The 19909-nt window shown below is 59.0% G+C and carries 14 protein-coding genes; 2 read left to right on the top strand and 12 right to left on the bottom strand.

The features are described from left to right. Window positions 1-71: 71 nt before the first annotated feature. From ABY734_RS01610 to ABY734_RS01595, 4 genes are all read right to left on the bottom strand, one after another. Window positions 72-1094 carry a phosphotransferase family protein gene (locus tag ABY734_RS01610; protein ID WP_372777207.1) on the bottom strand — a complete coding sequence of 341 codons (1023 nt, stop codon included), beginning with the start codon at window positions 1092-1094 and terminating at the stop codon, window positions 72-74. Window positions 1095-1103: 9 nt separating this feature from the next. Continuing rightward, the gene (locus ABY734_RS01605; RefSeq protein ID WP_372777206.1) at window positions 1104-2327 is read right to left on the bottom strand and encodes an acyl-CoA dehydrogenase family protein; all 1224 of its coding nucleotides are present in this window, start codon (window positions 2325-2327) and stop codon (window positions 1104-1106) included. A 92-nt stretch (window positions 2328-2419) separates the two neighbouring features. Next, window positions 2420-3088: a histidine phosphatase family protein gene (locus ABY734_RS01600; protein ID WP_372777205.1), complete on the bottom strand. Its 669-nt coding sequence runs from the start codon at window positions 3086-3088 to the stop codon at window positions 2420-2422. Window positions 3089-3216: 128 nt separating this feature from the next. Continuing rightward, the gene (locus tag ABY734_RS01595; RefSeq protein ID WP_372777204.1) at window positions 3217-6804 is read right to left on the bottom strand and encodes an EAL domain-containing protein; all 3588 of its coding nucleotides are present in this window, start codon (window positions 6802-6804) and stop codon (window positions 3217-3219) included. 153 nt (window positions 6805-6957) lie between these two features. Here ABY734_RS01595 and ABY734_RS01590 point away from each other — a divergent pair, with 153 nt between their 5' ends. Continuing rightward, window positions 6958-8841, top strand: a complete 1884-nt coding sequence (locus ABY734_RS01590) for an ATP-binding cassette domain-containing protein (protein WP_372777203.1) — start codon at window positions 6958-6960, stop codon at window positions 8839-8841. Window positions 8842-8916: 75 nt separating this feature from the next. Next, complete coding sequence (locus tag ABY734_RS01585; protein WP_372777202.1) at window positions 8917-9198, top strand: hypothetical protein; 282 nt, start codon at window positions 8917-8919, stop codon at window positions 9196-9198. A 4-nt stretch (window positions 9199-9202) separates the two neighbouring features. Here the strand turns inward: ABY734_RS01585 and ABY734_RS01580 are convergent, their stop codons facing one another. From ABY734_RS01580 to hflK, 8 genes are all read right to left on the bottom strand, one after another. Beyond that, window positions 9203-9631: an MAPEG family protein gene (locus ABY734_RS01580; RefSeq protein WP_372777201.1), complete on the bottom strand. Its 429-nt coding sequence runs from the start codon at window positions 9629-9631 to the stop codon at window positions 9203-9205. Window positions 9632-9701: 70 nt separating this feature from the next. Then, on the bottom strand, window positions 9702-10880 hold the full coding sequence (locus tag ABY734_RS01575; RefSeq protein ID WP_372777200.1) for an EAL domain-containing protein: 1179 nt from the start codon (window positions 10878-10880) through the stop codon (window positions 9702-9704). Between the two features lie 7 nt (window positions 10881-10887). After that, window positions 10888-14865, bottom strand: a complete 3978-nt coding sequence (locus ABY734_RS01570; RefSeq protein WP_372777199.1) for an ATP-binding protein — start codon at window positions 14863-14865, stop codon at window positions 10888-10890. 163 nt (window positions 14866-15028) lie between these two features. Next, the gene (locus ABY734_RS01565) at window positions 15029-16321 is read right to left on the bottom strand and encodes an adenylosuccinate synthase (protein ID WP_372777198.1); all 1293 of its coding nucleotides are present in this window, start codon (window positions 16319-16321) and stop codon (window positions 15029-15031) included. Between the two features lie 33 nt (window positions 16322-16354). After that, window positions 16355-17515, bottom strand: a complete 1161-nt coding sequence (locus ABY734_RS01560) for an ATP phosphoribosyltransferase regulatory subunit (RefSeq protein ID WP_372777197.1) — start codon at window positions 17513-17515, stop codon at window positions 16355-16357. Between the two features lie 7 nt (window positions 17516-17522). After that, window positions 17523-17708, bottom strand: coding sequence for a DUF2065 domain-containing protein (locus tag ABY734_RS01555; RefSeq protein ID WP_372777196.1), 186 nt, complete (start codon window positions 17706-17708; stop codon window positions 17523-17525). A 124-nt stretch (window positions 17709-17832) separates the two neighbouring features. After that, window positions 17833-18711 (bottom strand): protease modulator HflC, encoded by an 879-nt coding sequence (gene hflC, locus ABY734_RS01550; RefSeq protein ID WP_372777195.1) that lies wholly within the window; start codon window positions 18709-18711, stop codon window positions 17833-17835. Between the two features lie 2 nt (window positions 18712-18713). Continuing rightward, a complete protein-coding gene (hflK, locus tag ABY734_RS01545; RefSeq protein WP_372777194.1) occupies window positions 18714-19844 on the bottom strand; it encodes an FtsH protease activity modulator HflK in 1131 nt (376 codons plus the stop codon). Window positions 19845-19909 lie beyond the last annotated feature (65 nt).

The raw sequence follows: 19909 nt of genomic DNA, 5'->3' as shown, positions 1-19909 counted from the left end.
CTCAGTCAGACAGCCAAAGCCTACTACAAGGGCCGTGGTGGCGCGCGAAAACGCTCCGGTATTGAGATGCCCTAGCCATTTTCGATGGTCTCTACACCCAGTTCGGCCAACGGTCGCGCCAGCGCCCCGTAAGCCTGAGCCTTGTCACTGGAGGCGTTGCCGTCCAGCGCCCGTTTTTGAATACCCTGCAAAATGGCACTCAAGCGGAAAAAGGCAAAGGCGATATAAAAGGTCCAGTTATCGATTCCGCTAACACCGCGACGCTCACAGTAACGCTGCACATAAGCCGCCTCGCTCGGTAGGCCCAGTGCCTCACGATCCAGGCCGCCCAAGCCCGGAATCGCGGCGTCGGTGGGAATGCGCCATTGCATACATTGATAGGCAAGGTCGGCATAGGGGTGACCGAGGGTAGAGAGCTCCCAATCGAGCAGCGCCACCACCCGATTTTCTGAGGGGTGAAACATCATGTTGTCCAGACGGAAGTCACCGTGGTTGATACACACCAGACCGTCGTCGTCCGGCTTGTTCTGCTCAAGCCACTGCATCAGTGTTTCCATGGCGGGAATGGTTTCGGTTTCACTGGCACGGTACTGCTTGGTCCAGCGCGAAATCTGGCGCTCAAAATAATTGCCGGGTTTGCCGTAGTCAGACAGCCCAACCGAATCAACATCCACAGTGTGCAGATCTACAAGTACCCGGTTCATGGCATCGTAAATGGCGCTGCGCTCAATGTTAGTCTGCTCCGGCAATGCCGCATTCCAGAAAATGCGCCCTTCGACAAAATCCATCACGTAAAACATGGAGCCGATAATACTGTCGTCCTCGCACAGCACGCGCATGTGTGGCACGGGAACGGCCGTAGACGCCAGCGCGCTCATGACCCTGAACTCCCGGTCGACCGCGTGGGCAGATTTCAGCAGTTCACCCGGCGGCTTGCGGCGCAGCACATAGCGACCACTGGCACTGGTGAGCAGATAAGTCGGGTTGGACTGACCACCGGAAAATTTTTCAGCCGTTAAAGGGCCTTCAAACTCGGGAAGATGCTCCGTCAGGTAGTGTTCAAGTTTTGCGGTATCGAGTTCCAGCTTGGTCATGACGATGTCCTATGCGCTGTAACGTTCAATAATTTTCTTGCCCAGCGCCATCTGGTGCACCTGATCCGGGCCGTCGGCCTGTCGACACCAGCGCGCATAGTTAAACGCTTCGGCCATAAAATAATCCTCGGTCAGGCCACCGGCGCCGTGCAGCTGCATGCAGCGATCGATCAGATTCTGTACCAACAGCGGCACGGTGGTTTTGGTAGCAGCAATCATATCGATGGAATCGGCAACCCCTTCCCGATCTATCTTGTCGCAGGTTTTCAGCACCAGCAAGCGGGCCATCTCTACTTCCGAAAAACTTTTCGAAATATCTTCGCGCACCGATTGATGCTTGCTCAACGGCCGGCCAAAGGTCGTGCGGGAAACCGCACGCTGACAGGCCAGCTCCAGCGCGCGCTGGGCGGCGCCGATCAGACGCATGCAGTGATGCATTCGACCGGGACCCAAACGGCTTTGCGCGATTTCGAAACCGCGCCCCTCACCGAGCAGGACATTTTCCTCCGGCACCCGCACATTGTTGAACACCAGCTCTGCGTGACCAATCGGTGCATCGTCATAGCCCAGCGTGGTCAGCGGCCGGATAATCTCAAGGCCGGCTGTGCCCTTGGGCACCAGTACCTGAGTTTGCTGCTGATGGCGGTTGGGGTTATCCGGATCGGACTTACCCATCACAATAAAGATTTTTGTGCGCTCGTACATGGCGCCGGTGATAAACCACTTGTGACCGTTCAGCACCCACTCGTTACCGTCGCGCCCAATGCGCAGCTCAATGTTGGTTGCATCACTGGAGGCCACCTGCGGCTCAGTCATCGCGTAGGACGACCGAATCTCGCCATTGAGCAGCGGTGTCAGCCATCTGTCTTTCTGGGCTTCTGTGCCGAAATTCATCAGCACTTCCATATTGCCGGTATCGGGCGCGTTGCAGTTGAACACTTCAGGGCTCCACTGCACCCGGCCCATCACTTCCGCCAGCGGCGCGTAGTCACTGAAGCTGAGACCACCGTGGTCGCAATACTCCGCGTGCGACGGCGGCACAAACAGATTCCACAGGCCGGCTGCTCTCGCTTTAGTTTTCAACTCATCCATCAGCGGCAGGGCCGCAAAACGATTCTCAGCGTCGTGTAGTTGGCGGGCGTACTCCGCCTCGTTAGGGTAAATGTGTTCGTCAAAAAACCGTTCGAGTGTTTGCAGGAGTTGCTGGGACTTTGCTGAAGGTGTGAAATCCATGGTCGTGTTCCCGATCAGATAGGAGAAGCGCTGATTGATTCACCATCCACGCCATTGCACAGCATAGCAACGATGAAAAAATCAAAAGCCCCTCAGGTATAAGTAATCAAATGACGGAGCTCACTGGGCTCCAGATGCGGCACCGCGTTAAACATATTAAGCCGCCAGTGTTTGCGATTGCCGAAATAGCGGGTGATACCGGTATTGATGGCCTGCAGATTGAGATTGACCATCTGCTCCACGCCCAGCGACAGCACCTCGCGCACCACGGCGCTGATCGGGCCACCGGAACTGACCACCAATACCCGCCCGCGAGTTGCGGCAATCTCTGCCAGCGTACCACGCACCCGCGTTTCAAAACCGCCCCAGTCTTCGGTCAGCCCATCCAATTCATTGCGATTCCAGGCCAGCAATGCCTCGCGCAGACAGCCGTAGAAGGTTCGCGCGTCGGTAATATCCAGCTCACCCTCTCCACCAAGACACTGACTGCGATAAGCCACCACCAGCGCGTGAAAATCAAACTCGTTAAGCCCGGCAAGCTCCACCGCCGACGGCAGCGCCGGCAGGGCCTGCTGAATCCCTCCAAGAGTTTCCCGGTGACGGCGCAGGGTGCCGGTATACACCGCATCGAACTGCGGCTCGGTCGCCGCAAAATGCTCGCCGAGAATACGCGATTGCTCCCAGCCCAGCTCGGTGAGCCGATCGTAGTTATCGGTGCCAAAGGCCGCCTGACCGTGCCGCACCATCAGAATTTCTGCCATGAAAAGCTCTCGCTACGAATAGAGAGGACAGCATACGGCTTTTTGAACTATTACTTAAATTGATTAGATTTATTCGTACTTATTAGTTTGACTGATGGTCAGGAGGTCGCCCAATCGGCCAGAAAACCTCAGGCAGAAAAGCGATTGTAATTACGGAGATACTGAATGAATTTGTCCCTGGGCAACGGCGGTGAGTAGTAATAACCCTGCACATAGTCACAGTTAAGTTGGCGCAGTATCGCGAGCTGACCGGCAGTTTCCACGCCTTCGGCCACCACATTAAGTCGCAGACTCTGCGCCATTGAGATAATGGCCCTAACCAGCGAGCGGGCATCGCCGTTGCCTTCAATGTCACAGATAAAGGACTTATCGATCTTGACAATATCGACCGGGAATTTCTGCAGGTAACTGAGCGATGAATAGCCTGTGCCGAAATCATCTATCGCAATTTTAAGACCGGCTTTGCGCAATTCCATCAGATGATCAATTGTCTCACTGCTTTCCTGCATCAAAAGATTTTCGGTTATTTCAACCGTGATATTCGGGAACAGTTCCTGCTCTCTGAGCTGCTCGAGCACCGAGCTGTGGGTTCGTGATTCTTCAACAAACTCCCGGGTGGATTTGTTGAAGGCCATGCTGATGGTCCGGCCGGTTTCCGCATTAATGGCGGCAACGTCTTCACAGGCCCGCAGCATAACGAACTCACCCAGCTCGCCAATCAGGCCGGTATCCTCGGCCAGCGATATAAATTCCTGCGGCGAAATATCACCCCAGCGCGCAAGCGCTTCGCACTTCACAATCTCACCACTGCGAACATCGACAATGGGCTGGTAAAAAACGGATAGCTCGCGCTCCTTCAGCGCAGTGGCAAGCTGCATATGCAACTTGTGACGTCGATCTACATCTTCCTGCATGGAGGCCGTGAAATAACGTGCTGTGTTGCGCCCGGCCGCTTTCGCCGCGTACATCGCCTGGTCTGCGTGTCGCAATAGCGTTTCAACATCGCTGGCGTCCTGCGGAAACAGGCTGATGCCAACGCTGGCGGTAATATGAACCTCGTGCTCATCAATGATGATCGGTTCCTGAGCCAGGGCGATAATTTCCTGAGCGACACGGGTACAGGAGTCTGCATCAGTGATGCCGGGTAACATGACGGTAAACTCATCACCGCCTAAACGAGCAACGACATCCTCGTCGCGCAGCATGGCGCTGAAGCGCTGACCCAGCGACTTCAGTAACTGGTCGCCCACTCCGTGCCCCAGCGAATCGTTGATATCTTTAAAGTGATCGAGGTCAATAAACAGCACCGCAATCCTGTAGGCATAACCGCGCGGCGATGCCAGCGCCGCCGCAAGGCGCTGGCTGAACTGGAGGCGATTGGGCAGACCCGTGACCGGATCTGTAGTTGCATGGTATTGAATGGTTTTGTCCGCCTGACGGATCGGGGAGATATCCTGCACCACACCATGCAAATGGGTAATGCGACCATCGCTGCGCGCGGGTTCAACAATATGGCGGAGCCATACCGGTGAGCCGTCATCGCGCTCAACCATGACCTCAAAGTCCTGAATTTCGCCGGTATCGATCGCCTCGCGAATTCGGGCACGGATCAGGTTGCGGCTTGCATCATCGTAAAAGTTGAACCAGCGTGTTGGAGAGGCGCCTTTGCCTGCGTCGGGCGTTGTACCGTGCAAGAGGTACACTTCGTCGGTCACGTATTCGCAACCGCTGCGCAAATCGATTTCCCAGCCACCGACATCGGCGCTTTGACTCACCCTGCGCAGTAAGCCTTCATTGCGCTTGAACTCATTGCTTATCTGTAGTCGCGCGCTGAACTGACGCAGAGCGAGATAGAGTGCCAGCCCCAGCGTCAAAGCAAGACCCAGTGCCGTCGGCCAGTACCAGGCCAGCGAGGTCGGCAAGTCACGCCACCCGCCCTTGGGCAGTGCGGCAATTTCCCACTCCACCGCACCCAGCGAGACTTGCATACTGACTGGCTCACGGTCGAATACATCAATATCACCGTAAATCAGCGGCTCGCTATTCACAGCCCAGGCCAGGCGGCCGTGACGTATGGCTATCTCCAAACCCAGGTTGGGGGCATTCAAGCCGACATCATCGATCAAGCGGTCAAAATCCACCGGCGCCGAGACAATGCCCCAGAAGCTGTCTGCTCCAGGCTTCGAAAGGTAAACCGGCGCTCTTCCGATAATCGCCCGTCCACCCTGCACCAGCTCTAGTGGCCCAGCGACGATCATGCGTCGCAGATCCCGGGCCAGCTCAACCATCGGCAGTTGCTCGGCATTCGTTCTATAGTCCAGGCCGACGGCTTTTTCATTCCCCGCCAGTGGATAAACATGACGCACCACCAGATTCGGCGCTGCGGCAACGTTCACCAGCAGCGGGTCCTGATCAATCAGGCCACCCACAAATTCGGAAAAGCGTTTCTGATCAAGGTCGGGCTCTGAGGCAATCAAACCGACCACACCCCGAAGCAGGGCGAACTGGCCGTTGATCCTGCCCTCAAGCTGCACCCGGATACTGGCCAGCTGAGACCAGACATCTTTATGTTGCAGGTCTTGATGACGCTCCTTTAACTGCACCTCCAGCGCGTAAGCCAGGGCAATAACGATGCCTGCCGCAGCGAGCGGAAGGGAATAACGGCCTGGCAAACGAATCAGCAATACCGCCAGCACAAGGCCGCCGCCAAGCAGAACCAGCGCAAGCCAGGGGGTCTTTGGCGCAGTGTCCGGCCGATCTATCCGGAAGTGCAGTTCGCTGCCGGGGTATTCAGCTTGCAGCAGGCCCGCATCGCTCAGCAGCCGGTGCATTTGCCGCCAGCGCTGCGGCTCATTAAAACCCAGGGGGATATGGGGGTAGTAAAGCAGGCTGTTGGTGTTATCGGCGAAAAAGCGGTTGTATCCCTCCAGCGACTCAAAGGGATTGAATTGGCGCGGCAAAGCAGCAATGCGCTCAATCATTTCCTCCTTATGGGTCATCGCGTAGTGCCAGCCCTGAAGACTCGCCTCAAGAAAGCGGCGAACCCGGTCGGGCGAGCGGTTGATCACTCGTTGGTGGGTATACAGGGTGTCGCCAAAAAACGCCGGCTCAATGTCAGAGATAGCCAAGCTATGGACCTCAAGACCGGCCTCCTTCGCCTCATACTCTGCAGAGATTCCGTAGGTCAGCAGTACATCGGCCTTGCCCGACTGCAAGGTTTTCAGTGTCAGCGGTTCTGAAACCAATACGGGGGGCTCTGCCCGGTTTACCCGGGCCGCGATCAGCGCCTGCAGTTCCCTGGCGATAAAATCGTTGGGATTGACTGCGATGCGCAGTCCGGAGAGATCGCGCAACGAGCGCAGCTGGAGATCCGCTAGTGTAACCAGGGCGCCGGGGCTGCGCTGAAAAATAGGTGCCAGAACAACCAGCGGATGACCCTGATCGCGACCCACGAGAATATCGCTGCCACCAATGGCAAAATCAGCGCGACCTTCCAGTAGTTCCTGCTTGACGTTGCGAAAGCGACCGGCCTCATCCACCACCGGGACAATCTCTACCTCCAGTCCTGCGGCCGCGTAATAGCCCTGCCACAGCGCAGCGTAATAGCCCGCAAACTGGAATTGGGGCTCCCATTTAAGCTGCAGCACGACTCGCTCATTCGCCAGACTCGCAGAAGCCAGAGCAAGCAGCAGCAATGCTCGTGCGATAGTGACCATCAATTTCAGCGAACCCTCGGAGTTTTGAGGATTTCAGTCTACGCGATAGCAGCAATACCACTATCGCGGTATCTACTTACCCTCTATCGGGCTTTATTGCCGGGCGCTTTACAGGCACACTGCGCGCTGCCCAGACCACCACCTCGAAGTGATATGCCATTACTCAGCGCCAAAAGCCTCGAATTTGCCATAGGTCAGCAGATACTGCTGGACAAAGCCGACCTGCAACTGGACCCAGGCGAGCGGGTCTGTCTGGTCGGTCGCAACGGCTCCGGCAAGTCCACCCTGCTCTCAATCATCGCCGGCGAACTGCTGCCTGACGGCGGGGAAATCCAACTGGATCAAGGGGTTAAAGTGGCCAGCATGCCCCAGGCGCCGATAGACGCCACGCCGGGCACCACCGTGTTTCAGGCGGTCGCCGAAGGCCTGGAAAACGCCGGAAAGCTGCTGGCGCGCTACGAATCGCTGGCGGCAGAAGGCAATATGACCGAACTGGCCAAAGTGCAGGAGCAACTGGAAGCCGAAGGCGGCTGGGAGTTCCACCAGCGCATCGAGCACACCCTGAGCCGCCTGCAGCTGGATGGACAGCAGACCCTGAGCGAGCTCTCCGGCGGCTGGCGTCGCCGGGTCGCCCTCGCTCGCGCGCTGGTCGCACAACCCGACATTCTGCTGCTGGACGAACCCACCAACCATCTGGATATCGCCGCCATCGAATGGCTGGAACAGGCGGTACTGGGCTTTGAGGGCTGCGTGCTGTTTATCACCCACGACCGCGCCTTGATCAACAAACTCGCCACCCGCATTGTGCTGCTCGATCGCGGCCACCTGCGCAGTTACCCGGGCAATTTCGACGAGTACAGCCGCCGCCTCGAAGAAGATCTGCGCATCGAACAGGAGCAGAACGCCCTGTTCGACAAACGCCTGGCCGAAGAAGAACGCTGGATTCGCACCGGCATCAAGGCCCGACGCACCCGCAACGAAGGCCGCGTTCGCGCGCTTAAACGGCTGCGTGAAGAATACGCCCAGCGCCGCAATGTGCAGGGCAATGCCCGCCTCAATCTGGATCAGGGCGAGCGCAGCGGCAAGCTGGTGGCAGAGCTCAAGTCTGTCAGCCACGGTTACGGTGACAAACTGCTGATCGACCGGCTCGACCTGACCGTCAGTCGCGGCGACAAGCTGGCGCTGATCGGTCCCAACGGGGTCGGCAAGACGACCCTGCTGCGCCTGATCGTCGGCGAACTGGAGCCCAATTCCGGCAGCGTGCGCCAGGGCAGCAAGCAACAGATCGCCTATTTCGACCAGATGCGCTCGGTGCTGGACGACAACAAATCGGTGGTGGACGTGGTCGGCCAGGGCCGTGAAAGTCTGATCATCAACGGCAAGCAGAAACACATCATCAGTTACCTGGGCGACTTCCTGTTTACCGCCGAGCGCGCCCGCTCCCAGATTCGGGTGCTGTCAGGGGGCGAACGCGCCCGCGTGATTCTCGCCCTGCTGTTCAGTCAGCCCGCCAATATTCTGGTCTTGGATGAACCGACCAATGACCTGGATATGGAAACCCTGGAGCTGCTGGAAGAACTGCTGACCGAGTTTGACGGCACCGTACTGCTGGTCAGTCACGACCGGGCCTTTGTCGACAATGTCGCCAGCGCCTGTCTACGGTTTGAAGGCAGTGGCCGGATCGACAATTTTGTCGGCGGCTACAGCGACATCCCGCCGGCCCGCCTCAAAGCGGCCTTTACTCCCGGCACAGGCGGCAACGGCGGGCCCAGCAAGCCCACATCGCAGGCAGCGGTGCCGGACAACAAGCCCGCCAAAAAGAAACTGAGCTACAAACTGCAGCGCGAACTCGACAGCCTGCCGGACCGAATAGCGGAACTGGAAGCCGAGATTGAAGCGATGAGCGAACGCTCTCAGCAGAGCGACTTTGCCGACCTGTCGCCGGAACAGATCACCGCCCACTGGGGACAGGTTTCTGCGCGGCAGGCGGAACTCGACGAGGCCATGGAGCGCTGGCTGGAACTGTCAGAAATGTAAGTCCATTGTGGAAACTACGCATGGCGCTATTCCGACTGAAGTTTATTGTCGGGGGTCAGCCATACGAACCTTCCCATGAGCATAAAACTTCGTCTGACAATCTGCCGCAAACATGGCGCGCCGTCCTCGCAACCTTCACCGGAAGGGGAATATCTCGTTGCCCTGCGCACGGATACGCCGGAAAGTTGCCTCGCCAGTGCCGCCTTTGACGCGGTGCTGTGCAACTTCCCGGATGCCCACGGAGAGGATTTCAACGTCAAAACCCGGGACCTCGAAGGGCACATCGTGCTCGACACCGAACTGCCCGCCTACGGCGTCATGAGGCAGTACGGCCTCAGTGTTACCCCCCTGCCCTGAGCTATCAAAGCACCACCAGCGCTGCGTGAACGGCCATCCACAGCACCGCCAGCGAGCTGATCGCGAATATGGTCAGACGCGGCATCACCCGATTGACCGTTGCCTGAACCAGGCTGTGCGCCACGCGCAGCCCCACATAAACCCAGGCGACGCTAACAATCAGCGTGCCCGCTGTTCCGATCAACGCCCAGACCACCGCCGTGGCATAAAAAATGGTGGGGTGTTCCATCAGGTGATTGTAGTTATCCGCCTTCCACTGAATTTCTTTCGGCAAAAGCTTGCCGAGTTCGGCCGTGCGCTCCCCCTTCTGCGGGTGAATACGGTTTTTAGCCATATAAGGAAGGCGGGTGAGCGCCATCCAGGTCTGCATGAAACAGGTCCAGAGGACGAGCGCGATGACGGGGCCGAGTATGGGATCAAGAGTGCTTATCATTACAAACTGCCTTTTTGTTATTGCGGTATAGCCAGCCTATGCCGGCCGCGGCGCCCACGCAAGCCGGCGCTCAACCTTGTGTTTTTTCCCGCCACAGCTCAGCCCATACCGGTATCGCCTGACCAGGCATGGGCTTGGCGATGTAAAAACCCTGGGCCAGGTGACAGCCGGCGTTAGCCACGTAGTCCCAGTCGGCCTTGCTCTCCACCCCCTCTGCAACGATCGTCATATCGAGTTCGGTGGCCAGGCGCACACTGCTGTTAACAATGGCCTGCAGGGAACTGCGCTCGCTCACGCCGGTAACAAAAGAACGGTCGATCTTGAGTTCATTGAAGGGGATCTGGCGCAACTGCGACAGAGACGAGTAGCCGGTACCAAAATCGTCGATGGACAGGTTAAAGCCCTGCAGGCGCAGCCGGCTGAGAATATCGAGGCCGCGCGATGCCGGATCGAGAATCTTGCTCTCGGTCAGCTCCAGAGTGATGTTTTCCGGCTCTATGCCGGCTCGCTCGCAGTAGCCCAGCAACTGTTCGGGCAGGTTCAGGTCATTGAGCCCCGCCGTCGAAAAGTTGATCGACAGCTGTGGGGTGAGCCCCTGCCTGGACCAGAGCGCCAAGTCGGCAAAGGCCCGATCGATCACGCCGTGGGTGAGCGATTCAATCAGCCCCTCCTGCTCAGCCACCGGCACAAAGGCGGCGGGGCCAAGGGTTTTAGTGCCTTTTGCCCAGCGCGCCAGCACCTCCACCGAGTGAAAACGGCCATCGCTCAGCGCCACCTTGGGCTGGTAGTGGTTGACGAACTCGCCGCGACTAATCGCCTGAACAATATCGTCGCGACTGACAGTGGCGGTCGGGCGCGGCGCTTTGCGTCGTCCCCGTTTCAGCAAGGCATTTACGGCCTCCAGACTAGCGGGCTTGGCCAGACTGCCCAGCACGTAGAGACCCTGGTTTTCAGCGATCTGTTGAGCGGCGGACAGCATCTGGTCATTTTGGCCACTGCAGAAGATGACTTTTCCCCGGTAACTGATATCGGCGAGGTGGCGAACAAAGGTGATGCCGTCCATTGTCGGCATGCGCAGATCCAGTACCACCAGCTCGATATTGCGGCCGCGATCCTTGGCAAGGCGCCGCGAACTGTCCAGGGGGTCGGTATGGGCCGAAACGAGGCTATCCGGCAGGCAGGCGGCGAACTGTTTTTGGGTCAGCTTGGCGGCAAATGGATCGTCGTCGATTACCCAGACTTCGTTCATAGTCACCTCAGGTTTGGGGCAGGCCCAGCTGCTTTAGCAGGGCATTTACTACCCGCTGGTGGCGCGCCTTGAGTTCCGCAAGGGCGGCAACGGCAGCACTGCCGCTCATTGCGGCCACCGCCTGCTCAAAATGTTCCAACTGGTCGCCGAGACCGCTGGCTCCAATTGCTCGCGAGGAGGACTTGAGCTTGTGCGCGGTCTCCGCCGCCGTAGCCAGATCGCCCTGATCGATCAGCCGCCCGAGCTCTTCCAACTGCGCTCGGGACGAGCTCAGGTAGTCCAGTGCCAGCTCCTGAAGTAATTCAGGATCATCGCCTATCACCTGCCGCTGAACGGCCAGATCAATCTCGCTGCCCGCATCCGAATTCTCAGCCTGGCGGCGTTGCGCCTGCGGACGCGTATCCGGCACCAACTCCGACGCCAACTGCCGAATAGTGTCCAGCAGGCGCTGCCCAGCGGTGGGCTTGACCAGATAGGCGTCCACACCCTGAGCCGCTGCCCGAGCCTTTTCATCACGTGCGGCATTGGCGGACAGCACGATAATGCGAGTAGGCTTCCCTGCATCCTCTTCTGCACGAATGCGACGGGCCATTTCGTAGCCATCCATTTGCGGCATATGAATATCGGTAATCACCAGTGGGTAGCGCTGCACGCGCCAGCGGGCAAGCCCCTCCGCACCGTTTTCGGAGTAGTGGGCGCAGATGCCGTGCTGGGTCAGCTGAGCCTGGATAACCCGGCGATTGGTAGCATCGTCCTCCACCACCAGCACCCGGCAATTTTCGGTCTCGCTATCCTTTGGGTCATCGGAGTCCGGGTTCAGCGTATTGTTGAGCCGCTCGCTGAGCATGGCCGATGCGAGCCTCACACCTTCAGTCAGAGTTTCGGGGCCGATAGCCTCCAGATCGATGCTGATGGCGTCCTGCATGTCGTAGCGCGGCTGCTTGCGGCGTCCGCGGGTAATCACCAGATTTTTGACGTGGTCGAATTCGATATAGCGGCTGCGCAGAGCATCCAGCGACAGCTCATCATCGCCACAGTCCTCGATCACCACCGCACGGCGCCGGTCGCGCTGCAGTATATCCCGAGCCTGAGGCCAGTCCGCTGCAGTGACCACTTCGAGCTGTTTCTTCTCTCGTAGCGCATTTAGGCTGCTGGCCAAGGCGGCGCTGGGCTCCCCTATCAACAGGCAGTAGTAGTCACGGGGGTTGTCCAGCGGCCGGTCGGGTCGCCGCGGCTGTAGTGAATCCTCTATGTGAGCGATCGCGCAGAACTCACCGGTTTCCATATCGAGCAGGCGCAGGGCCTCGACAAAAGCTTCCCGAGTCAGCTGGTCTAGGGTGATCAGACCGCTGCGATGGCGGCGCGGCCAACGCCGACGGCCGCGGGTAATGGCAATGGTGCAGGGCAGCAGTCCCGAGGGCAGATGGCGGCGAAAGGCCTGCAGGTCCGGTTCTTCGTTGCCGCAATCGTAGACCAGGCAGGCCTCACGCAGGCCCGCCATGCGAGTCCCCGCAGCAGCGAGGTCGGGCTGGATTTCAGCGGACAGACCGGCCTCTCTGAACCAGGCGTGCAACACCGCAGCCGGAATGTCGGGGCTGTCCACAATCACCGCCTGCCGCCAGCGGCTGACCACCAGGGAACGCTGCACCGCCTGCTCGATGCGGGTGGGAATCGCGACCTTAAAGCGGCTACCCCGGCCAGGTTCACTGTCAAAACCAATCTCACCGCCCATAAGATCGACCAGGCGTTTGCAGATGGCCAGGCCCAGACCGGTGCCACCAAACTGGCGAGTGGTCGAAGATTCAGCCTGGGTAAAGGGAGTGAAAAGCTTGTCCCGGGCATCGGGCTGGACCCCGATGCCGTTGTCAATAACGGTTATTTCAAGCGTCGGCGAGGGCGCGTCAGCCACCCGGTAGCGCACCACCACCCTGCCGCGGTCATCGCCACGCTTCTGGCTGAATTTAACGGCGTTGCCCAGCAGATTGAACAGGATTTGGCGGATGCGGGTTTCATCACCGATGATCTGGTGCGACGCGGTATCGACGCACTGCACCTGTATCGTCACGTTTTTGCGGTAGGCGGTTTCGGTCATTGAATCCACGACCCCCTGGATCATCAGCGCCGGGTCGAAGGGCGACAACTCCAGCTCCAGCCGATCCGCCTCGATTTTGGAGAAGTCGAGAATATCGTCAATCAGGCGGAGCAGCAGCTTGCCCGAACGCTCGACCGTGGCCAGCATATCGCGCTGATAGCGACTCAAGGCAGTGCCCTTGAGCACATCGACCATGCCCAGCACACCGTTCATGGGGGTGCGAATTTCGTGGCTGACGGTGGCCAGAAACAGGGATTTGGCCTGATTGGCAGACTCAGCATCGTCCCGGGCCTGCCGCAATTGGCCTACTTTCTGACGCAGGGCGGCGGTTTTGCGATTGACCTCGTCGCGCAGACGCAGGGCCTCGCCGCTGGTGGTCAATACAGAAAAAAGCATGATAAAAGCGAAAACAACGGAGGTGAATATCAGCGCGTGGCGATAGCTGTCGTCCCGGTCAAAGGCGATAAAGTTCAGCGGAGCCGCCTGGACAAGCCAACCGAGATCGTCCACATCGAGCACCTGCTCAATCAACAAATGCTCGGGCCAACGCTCGGCGGGGGCGGTCTCGATTAGGGTATCACCGCCGATACTGTCTACAATTCGCAGATGGATTTCCTCTCGGCGGGCCGCCTCCGTTATGGCGCTGAAAAAATCGCTTAGCGTGGAAACCCCCACCACAAAACCCACCACGGTGTTGGCGCTAGCGCCTCGACCGTAGACCGGCTGAAAAGCGAGATAGCCCTGGGTGCTGCCGGAGCTGCCGTCCGCCAGAAAACGGTAGACGGTGTCGCGGGCCAACTGGGGCCTGCCGGTCTCTTTAACACGCTGCATCGCGCGCCGGCGGGCCGGACGGGACCAGTGATCGAAGCCGAGCACTTCGCGGCTAAGCTGCCGGCTGTAGACGAGGGTTTCGCTGTCGCCGGACAGAGCTATAGACGCCAGGATGGGGTAACGGGCCACGCCTTCCATTGGGACCAGATCACCGCTTTCGCTTAGGGTCAGCGGGCGCAGGCCATCCGGCTCATCGAGGGCCGGCACGTTGCCGACAATATCGATGTAGGATAAAAGCGATGAACCTTGCAGTATGCTGGTGAAGTCAACCAGCTCATCATGGGTAACGTGTTCGGAAGATTCCAGAAAGCGCTCGACAAAGGCGAGCTGATGCTTCCAATCGGTCGACAGGACGCCAGTCTCTGGCAGCACATGACTCAGTTTCTCTCGGGCCAATGCACGCGCGGATTGAAGTTGGGCGGTGCTGAGCCAGTAGTGGCTGCCCAGGATGGCAAGTGTGGTAAAGCTGAGTGTCAGCACAACGGGTTTGGCAATATCCAGACGCTGGAAGGGCTGGCCCGGCCATAGAAAGACGATCAGTGGCGCCACAAGCATAACGCCCAGGCTGTTGCCGGACCACCAGCCGAGCATGGCCGATCCGACCGTTTGCGCCGAAAAGGTACTGAAATCGCCGGCAGTTACAATGCCAGCCACGGAAAACAGGGCGCAGGGCAGAGGTGCGGCGCAGGCTATCCAGAGAGCAACACGCCACGCGCTTTGGGGTCTACCGACTTTGCGGCTGACCCGGCGGACCAGCCATACCCCGAGCAGGGCCTGGAGGGTGGCCGCTGTCGGTAGCAAGATATCCAGGACGCTGGGATTGAGGCTTTGATTGAATATCTGTTCCGCCAACCAGGCGCCGAGCCACACCCCCGGCCAACAGCGGTAGCCCCAGATCAGCAGCGCGGCGAAGGCAAAACCCGCCGGGGCCCAGATTGGCACATTGACCTCGGGCAGCTGCCAGGCGATCAGCACGCAGAGGACGGACAACACCACATAGCCGCCGCCAACCACAGCGCAGCGGTATAGCCATTGGCGGGTGTTGTCGGGCATGAATTCCATCTCGACTCCTGGCGCGCAAGTCCGGTGCGCGGTAATGCAGCTTACTATTGCTCAGTTAAACAGCGATGTGTTATTGCCGCAAGTCTTTGAATGTAGGCAATAGTACGTAGAGATAGCGCGAAAAGATGGAGGGGTTGGGCGCCAGCTTGACGCCCGGGTGAGATCAGCCGAAGGGGTGGCGCAGGACGATGGTTTCCACCCGGTCAGGGCCGGTGGAGATGATATCGATGGGCACGCCAACCAGCTCCTCAATGCGCGTGATGTAATCGCGCGCCGCCTGCGGCAGCTCATCCAGAGTTTTGGCACCGAGGGTGGACTCGCTCCAGCCGCGCAGGTCTTCGTAGATCGGCTCCAACGTACCGTAGTCGTCGCAGTCGATCGGCGCAGGAATAGCTTCACCGGCGGCATTGCGATAGCCGGTGCACACCCGCACGCTGTCCAGCCCATCGAGCACGTCCAGCTTGGTCAGACAGATGCCGGAAATGCTGTTGATCAGCACCGACTGGCGCAGGGCAACCGCGTCAAACCAGCCACAGCGTCGGGCGCGACCCGTGGTGGCGCCAAACTCATGGCCCTTGGCCGCCAGATGCTTGCCGACGTCGTCAAACAGTTCGGTGGGGAAGGGGCCGGAACCGACGCGGGTGGTGTAGGCCTTGGTAATGCCCAGCACATAGTCCAGGTACAGGGGGCCAAAACCACTGCCCGTGGCAGTACCGCCGGCTGTCGTGTTGGAGGAGGTCACAAAGGGGTAGGTACCGTGGTCGATATCCAGCAGTGAACCCTGGGCGCCTTCAAACATGATCTTGCGACCCGCGATGCGGTAGTCGTGCAGCATCTTGGTCACATCGGCCACCATCGGCAGCAACTGTTCGGCCATTTGCAGGGCTTCATCCAGTGTCTTCTGGTAGTCCACCGCTTCAACCTGAAAGTAGTTGGTCAGCACAAAGTTATGGTAATCCATAACCTCTTTCAGCTTGACGGCAAAACGCTCCGGGTGCATCAGGTCGCCCAACCGCAAGCCGCGACGCGCCACCTTGTCTTCGTAGGCCGGGCCGATGCCGCGACCGGTCGTGCCGATTTTGGCCTCACCCTTGCGGATTTCGCGGGCCTGATCCAGGGCCACATGGTAGGGCAGAATCAGCGGGCAGGCCGGGCTCAGCCGAAGGCGCTCGCGCACCGGCACGTTTTTGGCTTCGAGCTCGCCAATCTCTTTCAGCAAGGCCTCGGGCGACAACACCACACCGTTGCCGATCAGGCAGATCACACCTTCGCGCAGCACACCGGACGGGATCAAATGGAGAACGGTTTTCTCGCCGCCAATCACCAGTGTGTGGCCGGCGTTGTGACCACCCTGAAAGCGCACTACGACAGCAGCCTGATCGGTCAGCAGGTCAACAATCTTGCCCTTGCCCTCATCGCCCCACTGGGTACCGAGCACCACGACGTTTTTGTTCATTGAATCTATCTCGAAAATAACGGAGTTAAGTCATCAGCGCGGCACAACGTGCCAGTCGCCGTCTTTGAACACCAGCTCGCGATCGCAAACCGGTACCTGTGTGTCACCCGGCAGGGCAAATACCACCTGCTCGCCGCTGCTGCGCAGCGACTGCACCTTGTGCCAGAGGTCGGCGTCCTTGCTGTTCGGCGCCAGTATGGACGCTGCGGCACGGCAATCCGGCAGCAGCGCCAGCAGGGCTTTCAAGTCAATGCTGAAGCCAGTGGCCGGACGAGCCCGGCCAAAAACGCGGCCGATATCATCGTAGCGCCCACCGGAGGCCAGCGCCCGATCGCAGTCGCTGGACAGGGCCGAAAACACGGCGCCGGTATGGTAGTGATATCCGCGCAGTTCCGCCAGATCAAAATACAGGGCAACGCCCGGGAAGCGCTCGCGCACCTGGGCCGCCAGCTCTTCCAGCGCGCCGATGGCGGCAACCGCCCGCGGGTAGGCCTTGAGCAATTCGCGGCCCCGAGCGAGCACATCGTCGTTGCCGTGTAATTCCGCCAGACCGGCCAGAGCCTGCTTGATCTTGTCATCCAACGGCAGCTCATTGAGCAGGCTGCTCAGCTCCGCCGCCGCCTTGCGCTGCAGAATGGAGAAGTAGCGCTGCTCTGTGGCCTCATCAAGGCCGGATACCACGGATTCGTAGATACCCACATGCCCCAGGTCGAGGGTCAAATTCTGAACACCTGCCACGGTGAGGGTCTGCAGCATCAGGCAGACAATTTCCAGATCGCTGTCGGTACTGGAGTCACCGTAGAGCTCTGCGCCCAGCTGAATTGGAGAACGCGAAGCCAGCGGAGACTTTGGGCGGGTGTGCAGTACGCTGCCGGCATAGCACAGGCGGGTTACGCCGTCGCGACCGAGGCTGTGGGCGTCGATGCGGGCAGCCTGGGGTGTGATGTCGGCACGCAGGCCCATCATGCGGCCCGTCAGTTGATCCGTTACCCGGAAGGTTTGCAGGTCAATATCGCTGCCCAGGCCCACTAGCAGGGATTCGGTGTATTCGAGCAGCGGCGGGATCACCAGCTCATAGCCCCAGCTCTGATACAGATCGAGCAGCTGACGCCGCAGGTGCTCAACCTTGGCCGCATCCTTCGGCAGCAATTCCTCTACCCCATCGGGCAGCAACCAGCGGTCGGCAATGGTCATAGTTGTCCTATCTTACCCAGTACAAAAGGGCCAGCCCGGAAAGCATGCTGATCAGCCCTATGATGCGAATCTGTCGGTCATTGCTGTGTGCAACATTGAGGATCACTTCACGCCAGCGGCCGGGGGCAATGAAAGGCAACAGGCCTTCGATAATCATCACCAGACTCAGGGCGACTGCCAGCTCCTGCCACATGACTCAGTACCACTCACTCAAGTACGCACTCAAACACGCACACACAAAAAAACCGCGCAGTCCTTCACCGTAAAACGGTAAGCACTGCCCGGTTGCGCGATTGTAACATGATCCAGCGCCGATGTTAGCGCTGGCTAGCCTTGTCTTCCTTCAGGTACTTGAAGAATTCACCCTCGGAATCCACCACCAGAATATCGTCCTTACCCTTGAAGGAATCGCGATAGGCGGCGAGGCTGCGCACGAAGTTGTAAAACTCCGCATCGCGCGAATAGGCCTGAGCGTAGATCTCGGCAGCGCGGGCATCACCGTCACCGCGAATGCGCTCGGCATCCCGGTAGGCGTTAGCCGCGATAACCGTGCGCTCGCGATCGGCGGCGGCGCGAATGAATTCAGCCTGCTCGCGACCGGTGGAGCGGTGCTCGCGGGCCTCACGTTCACGCTCGGATTTCATCCGGTCAAACACCGACTGGCTCACCTGCTCAGGCAGATCGATACGCTTGACCCGGATATCCACCACCTCGATACCAAACTCGGTGGTAGCAATCTGGTTCAGCTTGTGGGTCAGCTCCACCATCAGCAGGTCTCGCTCACCGGACACCACTTCGTGCACGGTGCGCTCACCGAACTGGTTACGCAGGCCGTCGTTGATACGCTGTGCCAGCAGGCGGTGGGCGCGCGCCTCTTCACCGTTAGTCGCGGTGTAGAACTTGAAGGTGTCGATAACCCGCCACTTGGCGTAGAAATCCACGTCCAGCGGTTTTTTCTCAACCGTCAGGAATCGCTCCGGAGAGGAGTCCAGGGTCAGGATACGCCGATCAAACTTGCGCACGGCATGCATCAGCGGCACTTTGAAATGGAGACCTTTCTCAATATCAGGTACAGCCACTTCACCGAACTTGAGCAGTACACCACGCTCGGTTTCCTTGATGACATAGAGGGTCTGGGAGCCGAGAATGATGGCCAGACCAATCAGGATCAATACACCCAATCCACGATTATTCATGATTAGCGGCCCTCCCGACGGCGTGACTGGGTTTCGCGACGCAGCTGCTCGACCACACGATTGGTCAGCTCCTCGATATCGAGCTCGTCTATGTTGCTGACACTGCCCCCGCTACCGCCTTTGACGATACGATCCAGCGGCAGATAGAGCATGTTGTTGCCGCCTTTCACGTCTACCATCACCTTGGTGCTGTTGCTGTACACGTCCTGCATGGCTTCGATATACAGACGGCGGCGTGTGACGTCCGGCGCCTTTTTGTACTCAGCCAGCAGTTTGGTAAAACGGGCTGCTTCACCCTCGGCCCGGGCGACCACCTGATCGCGGTAGGCGTTGGCTTCTTCCAGCTGGCGCTGAGCCTGACCGCGGGCTTCCGGGATGATGGTATTGGCATAGGCTTCCGCTTCGTTTTTCAGGCGAGCCTTGTCTTCCTTGGCGCGGGTAACGTCGTCAAAGGCATCCTGCACCTGGGCAGGCGCCCGCGACTCGCGGATGTTCACTTCCGACACCAGAATGCCGGTCTGGTAGTTATCCAGATAATTCTGCAGACGCTGCTTCACGTCCACGGCCATTTTTTCACGGCCGGCGGTGATGACGTCATCCATCGATGAACTGCCCACCACGTGACGCAGGGCACTTTCCATCGCCTGCTCCAGGCTGTGCTCGGGGTTGCGAACCTTCAGCAGGAAGTGTGCGGGGTCAGATACGGTGTACTGCACCGACATGGGCACGTCGACGATGTTTTCGTCTTCAGTCAGCATGGACGCGCGGTGCTCAGCCTGACGCACCTTGGTCACATTGACCTTTTCAACAACATCAATCAGCGGCGGGCTCCAGTGCAGGCCGGCAGAATGGGTCACATGGTAGACACCCAAACGCAGGACCACGGCTTTTTCCTGCTCGTCCACCTGATAAAAGCCGAAGACGGCCCAGATGAAGGCCGCGATGGCGAGAATGACACCGGCCGAACCTGCGCCGAAGCCGGACGGAGAACCGCCCTGACCACCACCGCTGCCGCCAAAAATGCCGCCGAGTTGTTCTTTGAATTTTTTCAGCGCTTCATCAAGGTCCGGAGGCCCCTGATTGTTACCGCCCCACGGGTCGTTGTTATTGCCACCCGGTTCATTCCAGGCCATGCCATTCTCCTAAACCAGCCTATTGTCGTCGCTAAAAGCGACTCGAAGTCTATCAAACTTTGGGC

This window comes from Litorivivens sp. (assembly GCF_041624475.1).
Lineage (GTDB): Bacteria > Pseudomonadota > Gammaproteobacteria > Pseudomonadales > Spongiibacteraceae > Litorivivens.
This window is presented reverse-complemented; position numbering and strand designations above follow the sequence as displayed.

Coding starts and splice junctions, on each gene's coding strand:
- ABY734_RS01610 (WP_372777207.1), bottom strand. CDS start 1,094: ATGACCAAGCTGGAACTCGATACCGCAAAACTTGAACACTACCTGACG.
- ABY734_RS01605 (WP_372777206.1), bottom strand. CDS start 2,327: ATGGATTTCACACCTTCAGCAAAGTCCCAGCAACTCCTGCAAACACTC.
- ABY734_RS01600 (WP_372777205.1), bottom strand. CDS start 3,088: ATGGCAGAAATTCTGATGGTGCGGCACGGTCAGGCGGCCTTTGGCACC.
- ABY734_RS01595 (WP_372777204.1), bottom strand. CDS start 6,804: ATGGTCACTATCGCACGAGCATTGCTGCTGCTTGCTCTGGCTTCTGCG.
- ABY734_RS01590 (WP_372777203.1), top strand. CDS start 6,958: ATGCCATTACTCAGCGCCAAAAGCCTCGAATTTGCCATAGGTCAGCAG.
- ABY734_RS01585 (WP_372777202.1), top strand. CDS start 8,917: ATGAGCATAAAACTTCGTCTGACAATCTGCCGCAAACATGGCGCGCCG.
- ABY734_RS01580 (WP_372777201.1), bottom strand. CDS start 9,631: ATGATAAGCACTCTTGATCCCATACTCGGCCCCGTCATCGCGCTCGTC.
- ABY734_RS01575 (WP_372777200.1), bottom strand. CDS start 10,880: ATGAACGAAGTCTGGGTAATCGACGACGATCCATTTGCCGCCAAGCTG.
- ABY734_RS01570 (WP_372777199.1), bottom strand. CDS start 14,865: ATGGAATTCATGCCCGACAACACCCGCCAATGGCTATACCGCTGCGCT.
- ABY734_RS01565 (WP_372777198.1), bottom strand. CDS start 16,321: ATGAACAAAAACGTCGTGGTGCTCGGTACCCAGTGGGGCGATGAGGGC.
- ABY734_RS01560 (WP_372777197.1), bottom strand. CDS start 17,515: ATGACCATTGCCGACCGCTGGTTGCTGCCCGATGGGGTAGAGGAATTG.
- ABY734_RS01555 (WP_372777196.1), bottom strand. CDS start 17,708: ATGTGGCAGGAGCTGGCAGTCGCCCTGAGTCTGGTGATGATTATCGAA.
- hflC (WP_372777195.1), bottom strand. CDS start 18,711: ATGAATAATCGTGGATTGGGTGTATTGATCCTGATTGGTCTGGCCATC.
- hflK (WP_372777194.1), bottom strand. CDS start 19,844: ATGGCCTGGAATGAACCGGGTGGCAATAACAACGACCCGTGGGGCGGT.